Here is a 14,484-nt window from a genome sequence, read left to right on the forward strand (position 1 = left end):
CCATGGCGAAACGTACTGATATTCAAAGCATTCTTATTCTGGGTGCTGGTCCGATTGTTATCGGTCAGGCCTGCGAGTTCGATTACTCTGGCGCACAGGCTTGTAAAGCGCTGCGTGAAGAGGGGTACCGGGTTATTCTGGTCAACTCCAATCCCGCGACCATCATGACTGACCCCAATATGGCGGATGCGACTTATATTGAACCGGTTACCTGGGAGGCCGTCAGCAAGGTCATTGAAGTGGAACGTCCTGACGCCATTCTGCCGACCATGGGAGGTCAAACAGCCCTCAACTGTGCATTGGCCTTGGAAAAACATGGTGTGTTGGAAAAATACGGCGTTGAAATGATTGGCGCTGACAGTGAAGCGATCAATAAAGCCGAAGATCGTGACTTGTTCCGGGCCGCAATGCGCAAGATCGGCCTGGATATGCCGCAATCTGATATTGCACATTCATTGGATGAAGCGCTGGAAGTCCAACAGAAGTTCGGGTTTCCAGTCATTATCCGTCCGTCATTCACCATGGGTGGTAGTGGTGGCGGTATTGCGTATAACCGCGAAGACTTTATCGATATCTGTCAGCGTGGCTTATATCTCAGTCCGACTTCCGAATTGTTGATCGAAGAATCAATTATCGGCTGGAAAGAGTACGAGATGGAAGTGGTGCGTGACAAAAAAGATAACGCCATCATTATCTGTTCTATTGAAAACCTGGATGCAATGGGGGTTCACACCGGTGATTCAATCACCGTGGCTCCGGCACAAACATTGACCGACAAAGAATACCAAATCATGCGTAACGCTTCGCTGGCCGTTCTGCGTGAAATTGGCGTGGAAACCGGTGGTTCGAACGTACAGTTTGCAGTGAATCCGGAAACCGGGCGTTTGATTATTATCGAAATGAATCCGCGGGTTTCACGCTCTTCTGCATTGGCTTCCAAAGCAACCGGTTTTCCGATTGCCAAAGTGGCTGCCAAGCTGGCGGTCGGCTATACCCTGGACGAATTGCAAAACGACATTACCGGTGGTGCAACGCCTGCGTCGTTTGAACCGACAATTGATTACGTGGTGACCAAGATCCCACGTTTTACCTTTGAAAAATTCCCATTGGCAGATAATCGTCTGAGCACACAGATGAAATCTGTCGGTGAAGTTATGGCGATTGGCCGAAACTTCCAGGAATCCCTGCAAAAAGCGTTACGCGGTCTGGAGACGGATCGGGATGGCTTTAACGAAATTCTGGATCTGAAAGCGGAAAATGCCGCTGAAGTGTTACGTCGTGAGTTAAGCCTGCCGGGTTCGGATCGTCTCTGGTATGTCGGTGATGCGTTTCGTTATGGGATGAGCTTTGATGAAGTTCAGCAACTGACACATATCGATCCATGGTTTCTGATTCAGATTCAGGAGCTGGTGGAAATTGAAAATCAGCTTAAAGAACGTTCATTGAACGATATCGATGAAGTGGAAATGCGTGCGCTGAAACGTAAAGGTTTTGCGGATTCACGACTGGCCAAATTGCTGCATAAAACCGAAAAACAATTCCGCAGCCATCGTCATGCGATGGGCGTACGGCCCGTCTACAAACGTGTTGATACCTGTGCGGCAGAGTTCTCAACATCTACGGCGTATATGTACTCATCTTATGATGAAGAGTGCGAAGCCAATCCGAGCGATCGTGACAAGATTATGATTTTGGGGGGCGGACCAAATCGTATCGGTCAGGGGATTGAGTTTGACTATTGCTGTGTTCATGCGGCGCTTGCACTTCGCGATGATGGTTATGAAACCATTATGGTCAACTGTAATCCGGAAACCGTTTCCACCGATTACGACACATCAGATCGTCTGTATTTTGAATCGCTGACGCTGGAAGATGTGCTGGAAATTGTTGCACTGGAAAAACCTAAAGGTGTGATTGTGCAATTTGGCGGGCAAACACCATTAAAACTGGCTCGTGCTCTGGAAGCGGCAGGTGTGCCGATTATTGGTACGTCTCCGGATGCGATTGACCATGCGGAAGATCGCGAACGTTTCCAGCAAATGGTCGAAAAACTTGGTTTGCTGCAGCCGCCAAATCGTTTGGCGCATTCAGTCGATACTGCTGTTTCACTGGCTGCCGAGATTGGTTATCCGCTCGTGGTTCGTCCTTCTTATGTTTTGGGCGGCCGTGCGATGGAAATTGTTTACAACGAAGAAGAACTGCAACGTTACATGCAGACCGCTGTATCGGTTTCCAACGATTCACCGGTATTGCTGGACCGTTTCCTGGATGATGCGATTGAAGTTGATGTGGATGCGATATGTGACGGTAAGGAAGTGCTTATCGGCGGCATTATGGAGCATATTGAACAGGCTGGTGTGCATTCAGGCGACTCTGCCTGCGCGTTACCACCATTCAGCCTGAGCCGGGAAATCATGGACCAGTTACGGGTTCAGGTAAAACAAATGGCGCTTGAGCTTGGTGTAGTTGGTTTAATGAATACGCAGTTTGCTATACAGGGCGACCGCATCTTTATACTGGAAGTGAATCCACGTGCATCGCGTACCGTGCCCTATGTGTCAAAATCCATCGGTGTGCCTTTGGCGAAAGTGGCTGCACGTTGCATGGCGGGCATGAGTCTGGCAGAGCAGGGTGTTACTGAAGAGGTGATTCCGTCTTATTATTCTGTCAAAGAAGCCGTTTTCCCATTCATTAAATTCCAGGGTGTTGACCCGATTCTGGGGCCGGAAATGAAATCCACTGGTGAAGTCATGGGCGTTGGACGGACCTTTGGCGAAGCCTTTGCCAAATCACAGCTGGCGGCTTCTGTCAGCCTGCCAGTGGGTGGTAAAGCCTTTATCTCGGTTCGCGACGCAGACAAACAGGCGGTTATCAAGATTGCCAAAGATTTGTTAGGCTTAGGCTTTTCGTTGCTGGCGACTCGTGGAACACAGCAAACGTTGATGGAGGCTGACGTGCCTTGCGAACGAGTGAAGAAAGTCGCAGAGGGTCAACCGCATATCGTGGATATGATCAAAAACGATGAAATCGCTCTGATTGTGAACACAACTGAAGGTCGCCAGGCCGTAGCCGATTCCAGAGAGATCCGCCGCGCGGCATTGCAACATCAGGTGAATTACACCACGACTCTGGCTGCTGCTCGTGCCACGATTCTGGCCTTGCATTGTGAAGACAGCGTTTCGGTGAATCGTTTACAGTCATTACATGGAGAATTGATTTAATGGCCGTTCCAATTACCCAGCGTGGTGCCCAGGCACTGAAAGATGAACTACATGAACTGAAAACCATCAGGCGTCCAGCTATAGTCAATGCGATTTCTGAAGCGCGCGCTCATGGTGATTTAAAAGAAAATGCTGAATACCATGCCGCACGTGAGCAGCAAAGCTTCACAGAAGGTCGTATTCAGGAGTTGGAATCAACGTTGGCTGATTGTCAGGTAATTGATCCAACTGCCCTGCCAAAAGACGGTCGTGTTGTGTTTGGTGTGACAGTGGATTTGTTGAATATCGATACTGATGATGAAGTGCGTTATCAAATTGTCGGTGATTACGAGTCGGATATTAAATTGAACCGTATTTCCATTTCATCACCGATTGCCCGTGCTTTGATTGGTAAAGAAGTCGATGATATTGCAACCGTTCAGGCTCCTGGTGGGGCGATTGAATATGAAATTATCGGCATCCATTATCTGGATTAAATGTTGAACCTCTCTGAAACCATCGGCGAACGCCTGTTACTGACATTGTGGGTAGGTGCATTATGGTCTATTGGTTATCTGGCAGTTCCGCTTGCTTTTGTCAGCCTTGAAACACTGGTTGCTGCCGAATATGCCGCTAAACTGTTTTTTGCTGTCAATGTAATTGGTCTCATCAGTGGAACATTAATTTTACTCGGTAAACTGAGTATCCAGCGGGGCTGGGCGATACATTCATGGCGCTTTTGGGTATTGATTGTCATGCTGATGATTACGTTGATATTCAGTATGTATATTCAACCTGAAATGGCCAGTATCAAAACCATCGATAATTGGCGTATGAATACAGAGCTTGCCGGGAGTTTCGAACGTCTGCATATGCTGAGTCAAAATTTGTATCTGATGTTAAGCATTGCCGGTTTGTTGCTGGTATTGAGTACCGATAAACAACATACTGCACGGCAGACCTGATATGGCGCGAAGTAAATCCAGTCATAATTGGCTTAGAGAACATTTTGACGATCCTTATGTCAAAAAAGCTCAGCAGAAAGGTTATCGTTCCAGAGCGACGTTTAAGCTGGAAGAAATCGATCAGAAAGATAAGTTAATCCGTCATGGCATGTCGGTTGTCGATTTGGGTTCTGCTCCCGGAGGATGGTCTGATTATGCTTTGCATCGTGTCGGTGACAAAGGTAAAGTCATTGCATTGGATATTTTGCCAATGACGCCACTGAGCGGAGTGCATTTCATTGAAGGTGATTTTCGTGAAGACCATGTACTGGATCAGTTGAATGAAGTATTGGCCGGACAATCGATAGACCTTGTATTATCGGATATGGCCCCCAATATGACAGGTGTGGATGCGATAGATCAGCCAGGCAGTATGCATCTGGTTGAGTTGGCCTTGGATTTTGCAATTAATAACTTAAGTAAACAGGGCGATTTTCTGGTCAAAGTTTTTCAGGGTGAAGGCTTTGATGATTTTTTGAAGTCCATGCGTACTCACTTTACTAAAGTGACTACCCGTAAACCAGATGCCTCACGCGCACGGAGCCGTGAAGTATATCTACTCGGACGTGGATTGAAATGACAGTAAAAAGACTAACGTTACTAGGGGTAACAAACATTGAGTGACATGATGAAAAACATTGTTTTATGGGTCGTCATCGCGATGGTATTGATGTCGGTATTTAACAATTTCGGTCCGCAACAAACTAAGCAGAGCGAAATGGATTATTCGACATTTATCAGTAATGTGAAAAACGGTGCGGTCTCCAGTGTCGATATTCAGGGACGCACCATAACCGGTAAATTAACTGATGGAAGCCAATTTACCACCTTCAGTCCTGAATATGATCCCGGTCTAATTGGCGATCTGCTGGATAACGGTGTTGCTATCAAAGCAGAGCCAGTCGAAAAAACTGGACTGTTGATGCAGATCTTCATTTCCTGGTTCCCGATGCTTTTACTGATAGCCGTGTGGATTTTCTTTATGCGTCAGATGCAGGGCGGTGGTGGCAAAAACCCTATGTCATTTGGTAAAAGCAAAGCCCGCATGCTCAATGAAGATCAGGTTAAAGTGACCTTCAAAGATGTTGCTGGTGTTGAAGAAGCCAAAGAAGAAGTACATGAGTTAGTCGATTTCCTGCGTGATCCTGGTAAATTCCAGAAGCTGGGTGGTCGTATTCCTCGCGGTATTTTGATGGTGGGTTCACCAGGTACGGGTAAAACTCTGCTGGCTAAAGCCATTGCCGGTGAAGCAAAAGTGCCTTTCTTTACCATTTCAGGTTCTGATTTCGTCGAAATGTTTGTGGGTGTTGGTGCATCACGCGTTCGTGATATGTTCGAACAAGCCAAGAAACATGCTCCCTGCATCATCTTTATTGATGAGATTGATGCGGTTGGTCGGCATCGTGGTGCCGGTTTAGGTGGCGGTAACGATGAACGTGAACAAACCCTGAATCAGTTACTGGTTGAGATGGATGGTTTTGAAGGTAATGAAGGTGTCATTATTATTGCCGCAACTAACCGTCCTGACGTATTGGATCCGGCATTGTTACGTCCAGGTCGTTTTGACAGACAGGTAGTCGTGCCATTGCCTGATATTCGTGGCCGTGAACAGATCCTTAAAGTACATTTGGGTAAAGTACCCGCTGATGAAGATGTAAATCCAAGCGTCATCGCGCGTGGAACACCTGGCTTTTCCGGTGCGGATTTAGCCAATCTGGTCAACGAAGCCGCTTTATTTGCAGCACGCACCAATAAACGCCTGGTTTCCATGAACGATCTGGAGTTGGCAAAAGACAAAATCATGATGGGTGCAGAGCGCCGTTCCATGGTCATGAGTGATAAAGAGAAAGAACTGACCGCATACCACGAAGCTGGCCACGCTATTGTTGGTCGTAGCGTTCCGGGTCATGATCCGGTCTATAAAGTCAGTATCATCCCGCGTGGTCGTGCATTAGGTGTCACCATGTTTCTGCCAACGGAAGATCGTTACAGCTATACCAAACAACAACTGGAAAGTCAGATATCCAGTTTGTATGGCGGTCGACTGGCTGAAGAAATGATTTTTGGTGCTGAAGCGGTGACTACAGGTGCGTCGAATGATATTCAACGCGCAACCGAGCTGGCACACAATATGGTTACCAAATGGGGACTTTCTGACAACATGGGACCTTTATCGTATGGTGAAGATGAAGGCGAGGTGTTCCTTGGTCGTAGTGTCACTCAGCACAAAGCAGTATCTGATTTAACAGCCAAGCAGATTGATGAAGATGTTCGTGCCTTGATTACCCGTAACTATGATCGGGCAAAAAATATTCTGACGGAAAATCTCGATAAATTGCATACCATGGCCAAACTATTGATCACTTATGAAACCATCGACAGTGATCAGATCGATGCCATTATGGAAGGCCGTGAACCAGGTGCACCAAAAGGCTGGGATGACAAATCATCAACGCCGCCACCATCGGCCAAACCTGATGAAGATGGCCCGGAACCGACGGGTAAACCTGCTGATCAATTAAACTGAGATAGTTAAACCATGATCATGGACTTTGCGGGAAAATCACTGGATTTGTCCGCCCCGCAGGTTATGGGCATCGTCAATGTAACGCCCGATTCCTTTTCGGATGGCGGGCGTTTTTTTTCTGCTGACAAAGCCCTGGAACAAGCCCGCAAGTTAGTTGCTGATGGCGCCACCATTATTGATATTGGTGGCGAATCGACTCGTCCCGGCTCTGAACCTGTTGGCATTGAAGAAGAAATCCACCGTGTTGTTCCTGCAATAGAAGCTATTCATGCTGAGCTTGATGTGGTTATTTCTATCGATACTATGAAAGCCGATGTCATGCGAGCTGCAGTAGCGGCCGGTGCAAGCCTGATAAATGATGTCAATGCGCTGCGTGGCGAAGGTGCGCTTCAGGCCGCCGCGGACCTGGGAGTACCGATATGTTTGATGCATATGCAGGGCACACCTCAAACCATGCAACAACAGCCCCACTATGTCGATGTGGTCAATGAAGTGAATAACTTTCTGTCTGAGCGGGTTGCTGCCTGTGAAGCAGCGGGAATCTCGCGTTCAGGAATTATTCTGGACCCTGGATTTGGCTTTGGTAAAAATGCCCGCCATAATCTGCGCTTAATGAAACATTTATCGGTATTCACCGAATCGGACCTTCCGGTTTTGGTTGGTGTCTCTCGTAAATCCATTATCGGTGCTATGTTGAAGGTTTCGGTTGATGAACGCTTGGCTGGAAGTCTGGCTTTAGCCTCAATAGCGGTTTGGCAGGGTGCAAAAATTATTCGCAGTCATGATGTGCGTGAGACGCTACAGGCAATACGATTGTGTGAACATGTAATGCAGGTTAACGATTTTGATTGAACAAAAACGACGTTATTTTGGTACTGATGGCATCCGAGGCCGGGTGGGCGATGGTGCTATTACTCCGGATTTTGTATTAAAGCTCGGTTGGGCGGTGGGAAGGGTTCTCGCCAAAGAGCGAAATAGCAAAGTACTCATCGGTAAAGACACGCGTATTTCAGGCTATATGTTTGAATCAGCATTGCAGGCAGGGCTTTCAGCTGCCGGCGTAGACGTTTATCTGATGGGGCCGATGCCTACCCCGGCTGTGGCTTATTTAACCAGAACATTTCATGCCCAGGCCGGTATTGTGATCAGTGCGTCGCATAATCCTTATCATGACAACGGCATTAAGTTTTTTTCTGATCAGGGGACAAAATTACCGGACTCAGTAGAACTGGCAATTGAGGCGATGCTGGATCAACCTATTAAAACGGTGGATTCTGCTCATTTAGGCAAGGCACATCGGATAGCCGATGCGGCAGGTCGTTATATTGAGTTTTGCAAAAGTACTATCTCCACTGGCGTCGATTTATCGAATCTGAAGATTGTGGTGGACTGTGCTCACGGTGCCACTTATCACATTGCGCCAAATGTATTTCGTGAGTTGGGTGCCGAAGTTATTTTAATGGGGGCCGATCCGGACGGACTGAATATCAATCAGAATTGTGGCTCAACCGAACCACGCTTGTTACAAGCCAGTGTTTTAGAGCACAAGGCTGACCTAGGTATTGCCCTTGATGGTGATGGCGACCGTCTCATTATGGTTGACCATCAAGGTGAACTGGTGGATGGCGATGACATTCTGTTTATCATTGCACGTGGCAGACAGCGTATGGGATTGGGAAGAGGGCATGTCGTCGGCACCCAGATGTCGAATCTGGGGTTGCAACACGCACTTGAAAAACACGACATCACATTACATCGCGCCAATGTGGGTGATCGGTATGTCATGGAGAAGTTACAGCAGGTCGATGGCCTGATAGGTGGTGAAGCATCCGGACATATTATCTGTCTTGATAAAACCAGTACCGGAGATGGTATTGTGGCGGCATTACAGGTGCTGGCTGAAATCCAGCAGACTGGCAGCAGTTTGCATGAACTGCGTTCAGCGGTGATTAAATATCCGCAGCGACTGATAAATGTGCGGATTAATAAACTGGTGAATTTACAGGATTATCCGGAAATTCAAACAGCAGTAGAAAGTGTTGAGGCCGAGCTCGGTAATGAGGGCCGAGTGTTGTTGCGAGCCTCTGGTACCGAGCCGGTTATTCGGGTCATGGTCGAGGGACATGATGCGACACGCACAAACCAATTATCCAAGTCACTGGCAGAGCAGATTGAGACAATTCTGCAGGGATAATGCGGTAACGTTTCAGGCCAAAAAGATAACGGGCGATGACATTGCTTTATCAACGGCCAGTCGGTAACCTTTATGATTAATCCTTAAATAAGAGTAGGTGTCTGTGCGCAAACCGCTGGTCGCTGGTAACTGGAAAATGAACGGCTCTAGCGCAAGTAACAAACTGTTGCTTGATGCGATACTGGCGCAAAGAGACTCCTTTGCATCGGTTGATGTTGCCTTATTTCCACCCGCACTTTATGTACAACAGGTACAGTCTGCCTTAACGGGCACGGGCATGTATTGGGGCACTCAAAACGTCTCTCAGTTTGATTCCGGTGCTTATACGGGTGAAATCTCGGCGGCCATGTTGCGGGATTTTGGTTGTCAGTATGTCTTGATTGGTCATTCGGAACGACGTGGTTTATATGCCGAACTGAACCTGGATCAGGTATTTCTTGATCACATCATCGCAGAAAAATACGAGATGACGTTACGTCATGGGATCACCCCGATTATCTGTATAGGTGAAAGTCCTGAAGAACACTCAATGGGCCGCACAGAAGAGATGGTGGCACGGCTGATGGATATTGTGATTGCGCAACAAGGCGTCGAAATGTTGTCAAAAGCGGTACTGGCTTATGAACCTGTTTGGGCCATTGGTACCGGTAAGACAGCCAGCCCGGAATGGGCGCAGGATGTGCATTCTTTCATGCGTCAGCGAGTGGCAAAACATGATGCGAAAATTGCCGCATCGCTCAGAATACTTTACGGCGGCAGCGTAAAAGGTAATAATGCTGCCCCATTATTTGCCAAGCCGGATATTGACGGTGGATTAATCGGTGGCGGTTCACGTGATGCCGATGAATTTGTTCAAATCTGTCAGGCTGCAGCTCAAAATTAGGAAATTAAATGGATGCGTTGATTCTTGGGATTCACGTTGTGATCTCGCTATTGTTAGTAGGTTTGATTTTAATCCAGCACGGTAAAGGTGCGGATGCCGGCGCTGCTTTTGGCGGTGGCGGTGGCGGCGGTGCTTCTGCTAGTCTGTTTGGCAGTCAGGGGTCAGCTTCTTTTCTCAGCCGTAGCAGCGCGATTCTGGCGACAGTGTTTTTTATCACCAGCCTGACGCTGGCTTATCTGGCAGGTAACACCGATCGGGTACAAAGTGTTACGGATTCAGTGGTGATTGAACAACCGGTAGAAGAAAGCCCTGCGGATCTTCCAGAGTTTCCGTAAAATATCCCTCAGTTAATTGCCGTCGTGGTGAAATTGGTAGACACGCTATCTTGAGGGGGTAGTGCCTTAGGGTGTGCCGGTTCGACTCCGGCCGACGGCACCATATTAAGAAGTAAGCCCGTAAAGGGCTTATTTTTTATCTTAAATCAATAAGTTAACCAGTTAGCTGTAACCATGCTATATCATCAGGTGGTACAGCTGGGTGGTACATACTTTCTCTGTAAATTCTCCTGCTAAGTTTTTATTAAATATTTTCGTGCGCTCATTTGCATATATGTAAGCAGGGTATTTACCCCATCGACTTTGTTATTTCCTCTGTTAGAGTGTCTCCCCTTTGTTTGAATTTAAAGGAGACAATTACCATGGATGACAATCAAGTCGACAAGAGTCACCAGCAAGATGACAAGAAGCCAACAAGCTACTGGAAACTGTTCCTATACGCTATGGCTGGTATTGTGGTGGTGGAAGCTATCCAGCAGATAATGCGGATGGTTTAATTCTCACGGGGGACTTTTAAAGACTTATAGGTTTACTGCTTCATTGCTTTTTAACTTATGCAAAAGAACTCGCCTAGATGCTCATTTAAAGCTCACCGTTATATTGTATCGGGGTCTTATTCAGTCCGATGTCACGGCGCATAGAGTTGATTAATTTTAATGCGAGGCCTCGTATTGTGATCCAGTCAGTTTGCTTGTTTTGATGAACTACCTCTAGAAGTAAGTCCGTCAGATTGTCATTCGCATCCATGACTTCTTGAGGCGCTAACATTGCCAAATAAGCGTATATCCTCAGACGCTCAGCCTCGAATGTTTCCAGTTCAATATCTGTCAGTGGTGGACGTTTCTCCATCACAATTAGCTCCAACTTAGCAAGCATTGTGGCAACCAATTCCATAGCTGTTCGATAGATGATTAATTTATCGCTGTGTTCTCGTAGGTGGGTGTTTTTCAGTATCTCAAACTCGTGAGTGATTGAAGTCAGTTTCTCATCACTTTCCCTTTGTAACTCTTTCGTTATTTTTTCCAGTTCGATAGCGTGGTTGTGCTTCAACTTTTCAATTAGGTTATTGGCCCACATCTTGCCGATAGCACGAGAAAATCCAAATAGGATCATAACCGCGACTCCAGATGTAATGAGCGTGTCGCGTAAAAAAGTTACTAAAGCTTCATTCATTTTTTACCTTCCTTAGTTTTGATTTTGCCACAATTATATTAGCTCATTACCACCGCTACTGTTTCAGTTTGGATGTGTTTTCTTTTAACTACACCCTATGAACACAGTCGAGGTGAATACAATAACTGTGTCCAAATGAGTTGTTTTTGATTTATGAATACGGTAGCCTTTCCACTTCTTAAACTTAAATGAATACAGGAGCGTCTCCGAATGAAGCGGATTGGTTACATCAGGGTGTCGACAGTAGACCAGAACTCAGAGCGTCAGCTTGACGGTATTGAGCTTGATGAAGTGTTTGAGGATAAGTGTTCAGGTAAAGACACCAACAGGCCAAACCTTCAGGCATTGCTCAAGTACGTCAGAAAGGGTGATGAGGTACATGTCCATGATATAAGCCGCATGGCGCGGAACCTTGAAGACTTGATTAGCCTAGTGAAGCTGTTAAACAGTAAAGGCGTAAGCATCCAGTTTCATAAAGAGAGCTTAACTTTCACTGGCGAGCAGAATGCCATGCAGGAGTTATTGCTGGGTGTTCTTGGATCTGTCTATCAGTTTGAGCGTTCGATGCTATTAGAGCGCCAGAGGGAAGGCATTCAGAAAGCCAAGGAAGCAGGCAAGTATAAGGGCAGGCCTCAAGAAGTTGATCAAGCCGTCATATTGAAGCTGTTGGCGAGTGGTGTGTCGATTAGGAAAACAGCCGCAGAATTGGGCGTGTCAGTTTCCACTGTTCAACGGGTTAAGGCCAAAGCGCAAGAGAGTGCTGCCATACCTTGAACCAGCGGGGGATATTAACGGCAAGGAACAAGCAATGGCATCAGTCAACGGTGTCCAACCTTCTCAAGCGGTTAAACATGCAGTAACCACCAGCAAGCTCCTTGCCGTGAATCAGTTAAGCACCCCTTAAGTTATCGAATGTGAACTCACCGTCAGGAGATAGGCATAGCTCGAACCAGCCGGATAGGCTCATGAAGAAGTGTGACCTTCTTAGTTCGATGGTGAAGGTGTGTATGGTGATTGTCATTGGTTTGTCTCCTCAAGTTGGGAGACATAAGGTAATCAAAAGCTTCCCACTGTATAAACCCCCTGTTAATCTGGATTAGGTGGTGTCATGGGTGTATGTTCTCACTTGTGGGACTATTGATGCCCCCTCACTGCTACGGAAGGGTGTCTCTACAAGACTCTCTTAAGTTATCCCTTGTAGTCCATCTATAGATATCTCTTGTAGTCAACCTCTTGGAGTAAGTAATCTCACTCATTCCAGAATATGCTTGGATGGTCGCTTAATTGTGTCGACCTCATAGAAGGCTGTCTGGGCGCTTGTAAGACCATGGCGGGTACTATCGGGTATCTGTCGTGGCAAAGTCCTCTCAGAGGATCACACAGATCCATTGAGGATCATTCTCGCTGGTGGTCTTCTGTGGACTGGATGATTAGCAGAAATTTATGGTGTCGTTAGGTCGGCTGTATCTAGTCTTTTCGAAGTCATGTTAATGCACACAGGTTTGTTGATGTCGATCCCTGTAAAGCCGAATGAGCGCCTTTGTTACCTCACCCAGTACCATTGGGTATACATGATGCTGAAATCCCGTCAGAGGATCACACAGATCCATATAGGATTATTCGCGCTGGTAGTCTTATGTGAGCAGGATGATAGTCATCCGTTAATGATGTGGTTGCGAGGGGGACTGTATCTAGTCTTTTCGAATTCTAATTTTTTATCTTCTCAATGAGTTCACTCACCAATTCATTAACTTCTGTTCTGTAGTCCAACTTCTCGATGACTTTAATTGCCTCTGAGCTTTCCAGTTCATCTGCGTACGTGTGTACTGTGAAGTTCAAATCCTCGATGTGACCAATTGCTCCGCCTATCCGGTCAGGAGTTTCACCAGCATTACGTAAGCGTGTGACTAGCGTGTGTCTGAATGAATGGAAGACTTTAGTTCGATTGGGGAATCCCATCTTTTGTTTCATGTCACTGAATGCTTTCCCGATGTAATGAAAGCGCTTATTGTCTTGGCCTCCTGTTTTCAGTCCTGAGATTAGATATCCGTCTTTACTTGTCGCGGCTAGTTTCTCGACCAAGGGCTTAATGAGCGAGTGAATGGGCACATTCCTCTGGGAGTTTTCGTTTTTAGTTTCGCTACGAATCTTTAAAGACCAACTTGTCACGTCATCAGTTTTAAGCTGGGCGAGTTCTTCACTTCTTGCTCCCGTGAACATTGCCAGCAGTGTGATACTTGCGAGTTTGTTGTCGTTTTTCGACTTTATTTTTTCAAGGAGTTTGATTACCTCACTCTCGTTCCATGCTCTGACTTTTATCTCCGAGCCACCAGTAGTTTTCTTTGGGAGTCTGTCTGCTGTTTTATTGAATGGATTTTTATCCACTAAGCCCATGCTCTCAGCCCAGCTAAAGAATGCTTTAAAAATGTTTAAGTGTTTCTTTAGTGTTCCACTTGATACTGGCGTATCTAATTTTGTCGTTTGTCTCATCAAGTGGACGGTTAGGTAGTTTCCAGCGTCTTTGGCTGATATTTCAGCTATTAAAGTATGTCTTCCAATCCATCCAGCAAAGTGTTCAAGGTGGCGTTTTTTCTCGTGAAATGTGGACTCTTGAATTGTTCCATTCTTTTGATCAAGGTACTGGTTAATAGTGTCGCCAATGTTATTAGCGTCTGGGTCGATAGCCAGCTTGTGTAAATTCGCTATTTCCTCTTGGTGTTCATGGGGAACGCCGTATCCATTTGCATCTGGATGTAACCGGTAATAAAGACTATCAAGTGCAATGTCTGCTAATTCCTCGGGAGTAAGCTCCTGCTGCCATACTTTCCGTTGTTCTTCCCTTAGCCAACGAGCAGTGCCTCTGAATGATTCAAGCCGTTTGTCGCTCGGGTTTCTGATTTGTTCAAACTCTCGTTCAATCTCGCCTAGGATAATATTTCTTTTTGAAATAGCCAGCTTGAGGTCTCGTGTTCCTGTAGTCATGACGATGACTTTCTTGTTCAGTATTTGCTGGAGTTCTTTGGGGACTTTCTTTTTAACAAACCAAGTTTGGTGACGAAGGAAAAGGTATTCGGGGTAGCTCACTAATTAATGCCTGGGGATACATGTTGGTGGTACAGGTTATAGGCCGCTAAGCCTTGAAGTCAATGCGGTTGCGGTTTTATAGTG

At 46.4% G+C, this 14,484-nt stretch carries 14 protein-coding genes and 1 tRNA gene; 13 read left to right on the forward strand and 2 right to left on the reverse strand.

Annotation, left to right across the window (positions count from 1 at the left end; all coding sequences use genetic code 11):
- The first annotated feature begins 2 nt into the window (after positions 1-2).
- From carB to B2337_RS03885, 11 genes are all read left to right on the forward strand, one after another.
- Positions 3-3,221 (forward strand): carbamoyl-phosphate synthase large subunit, encoded by a 3,219-nt coding sequence (gene carB / locus B2337_RS03835; RefSeq protein ID WP_292414031.1) that lies wholly within the window; start codon positions 3-5, stop codon positions 3,219-3,221.
- Entirely contained in the window at positions 3,221-3,697 is a 477-nt protein-coding gene (greA, locus tag B2337_RS03840; protein WP_292414032.1) for a transcription elongation factor GreA, read from the forward strand. Before carB ends, greA begins: the two co-directional genes overlap by 1 nt.
- Positions 3,698-4,165, forward strand: a complete 468-nt coding sequence (locus B2337_RS03845) for a DUF4149 domain-containing protein (RefSeq protein WP_292414033.1) — start codon at positions 3,698-3,700, stop codon at positions 4,163-4,165.
- Between the two features lies 1 nt (position 4,166).
- Positions 4,167-4,784 (forward strand): 23S rRNA (uridine(2552)-2'-O)-methyltransferase RlmE, encoded by a 618-nt coding sequence (gene rlmE, locus B2337_RS03850; protein ID WP_292362365.1) that lies wholly within the window; start codon positions 4,167-4,169, stop codon positions 4,782-4,784.
- A 45-nt stretch (positions 4,785-4,829) separates the two neighbouring features.
- Positions 4,830-6,731, forward strand: a complete 1,902-nt coding sequence (ftsH, locus tag B2337_RS03855) for an ATP-dependent zinc metalloprotease FtsH (protein WP_292362367.1) — start codon at positions 4,830-4,832, stop codon at positions 6,729-6,731.
- A gap of 12 nt (positions 6,732-6,743) precedes the next feature.
- The gene (gene folP, locus B2337_RS03860) at positions 6,744-7,583 is read left to right on the forward strand and encodes a dihydropteroate synthase (protein WP_292414034.1); all 840 of its coding nucleotides are present in this window, start codon (positions 6,744-6,746) and stop codon (positions 7,581-7,583) included.
- Positions 7,576-8,925: a phosphoglucosamine mutase gene (gene glmM, locus B2337_RS03865; RefSeq protein WP_414673256.1), complete on the forward strand. Its 1,350-nt coding sequence runs from the start codon at positions 7,576-7,578 to the stop codon at positions 8,923-8,925. The genes folP and glmM overlap by 8 nt, the downstream gene beginning before the upstream one ends.
- Positions 8,926-9,028: 103 nt before the next feature.
- The gene (gene tpiA / locus B2337_RS03870; RefSeq protein ID WP_292362369.1) at positions 9,029-9,808 is read left to right on the forward strand and encodes a triose-phosphate isomerase; all 780 of its coding nucleotides are present in this window, start codon (positions 9,029-9,031) and stop codon (positions 9,806-9,808) included.
- Positions 9,809-9,816: 8 nt separating this feature from the next.
- Positions 9,817-10,143 carry a preprotein translocase subunit SecG gene (gene secG, locus B2337_RS03875; protein ID WP_292362370.1) on the forward strand — a complete coding sequence of 109 codons (327 nt, stop codon included), beginning with the start codon at positions 9,817-9,819 and terminating at the stop codon, positions 10,141-10,143.
- Positions 10,144-10,161: 18 nt separating this feature from the next.
- Positions 10,162-10,246, forward strand: a tRNA-Leu gene (locus B2337_RS03880).
- Between the two features lie 259 nt (positions 10,247-10,505).
- Positions 10,506-10,640: a hypothetical protein gene (locus B2337_RS03885; protein WP_292414035.1), complete on the forward strand. Its 135-nt coding sequence runs from the start codon at positions 10,506-10,508 to the stop codon at positions 10,638-10,640.
- Positions 10,641-10,725: 85 nt separating this feature from the next.
- Here the strand turns inward: B2337_RS03885 and B2337_RS03890 are convergent, their stop codons facing one another.
- The gene (locus tag B2337_RS03890; RefSeq protein WP_292414036.1) at positions 10,726-11,316 is read right to left on the reverse strand and encodes a hypothetical protein; all 591 of its coding nucleotides are present in this window, start codon (positions 11,314-11,316) and stop codon (positions 10,726-10,728) included.
- 210 nt (positions 11,317-11,526) lie between these two features.
- On the opposite strand from B2337_RS03890, the gene B2337_RS03895 reads away from it, so the two are divergent.
- Positions 11,527-12,090, forward strand: coding sequence for a recombinase family protein (locus tag B2337_RS03895; RefSeq protein WP_292414037.1), 564 nt, complete (start codon positions 11,527-11,529; stop codon positions 12,088-12,090).
- Complete coding sequence (locus B2337_RS14425) at positions 12,087-12,176, forward strand: hypothetical protein (RefSeq protein ID WP_363105268.1); 90 nt, start codon at positions 12,087-12,089, stop codon at positions 12,174-12,176. Before B2337_RS03895 ends, B2337_RS14425 begins: the two co-directional genes overlap by 4 nt.
- An 847-nt stretch (positions 12,177-13,023) precedes the next feature.
- Here B2337_RS14425 and B2337_RS03900 read toward each other — a convergent pair.
- Positions 13,024-14,400, reverse strand: coding sequence for a DUF6538 domain-containing protein (locus tag B2337_RS03900; RefSeq protein ID WP_292414039.1), 1,377 nt, complete (start codon positions 14,398-14,400; stop codon positions 13,024-13,026).
- Between the last annotated feature and the right edge of the window lie 84 nt (positions 14,401-14,484).

Origin of the sequence: Methylophaga sp. UBA3192 (assembly GCA_002363955.1) — a bacterium.
Lineage (GTDB): Bacteria > Pseudomonadota > Gammaproteobacteria > Nitrosococcales > Methylophagaceae > Methylophaga.

Bases quoted from the DNA above. Each gene is read 5' to 3' on its own strand.
- B2337_RS03885 (WP_292414035.1), top strand. From the start codon at position 10,506: ATGGATGACAATCAAGTCGACAAGAGTCACCAGCAAGATGACAAGAAG.
- B2337_RS03895 (WP_292414037.1), top strand. From the start codon at position 11,527: ATGAAGCGGATTGGTTACATCAGGGTGTCGACAGTAGACCAGAACTCA.
- carB (WP_292414031.1), top strand. From the start codon at position 3: ATGGCGAAACGTACTGATATTCAAAGCATTCTTATTCTGGGTGCTGGT.
- greA (WP_292414032.1), top strand. From the start codon at position 3,221: ATGGCCGTTCCAATTACCCAGCGTGGTGCCCAGGCACTGAAAGATGAA.
- B2337_RS03890 (WP_292414036.1), bottom strand. From the start codon at position 11,316: ATGAATGAAGCTTTAGTAACTTTTTTACGCGACACGCTCATTACATCT.
- ftsH (WP_292362367.1), top strand. From the start codon at position 4,830: ATGATGAAAAACATTGTTTTATGGGTCGTCATCGCGATGGTATTGATG.
- folP (WP_292414034.1), top strand. From the start codon at position 6,744: ATGATCATGGACTTTGCGGGAAAATCACTGGATTTGTCCGCCCCGCAG.
- B2337_RS03845 (WP_292414033.1), top strand. From the start codon at position 3,698: ATGTTGAACCTCTCTGAAACCATCGGCGAACGCCTGTTACTGACATTG.
- rlmE (WP_292362365.1), top strand. From the start codon at position 4,167: ATGGCGCGAAGTAAATCCAGTCATAATTGGCTTAGAGAACATTTTGAC.
- secG (WP_292362370.1), top strand. From the start codon at position 9,817: ATGGATGCGTTGATTCTTGGGATTCACGTTGTGATCTCGCTATTGTTA.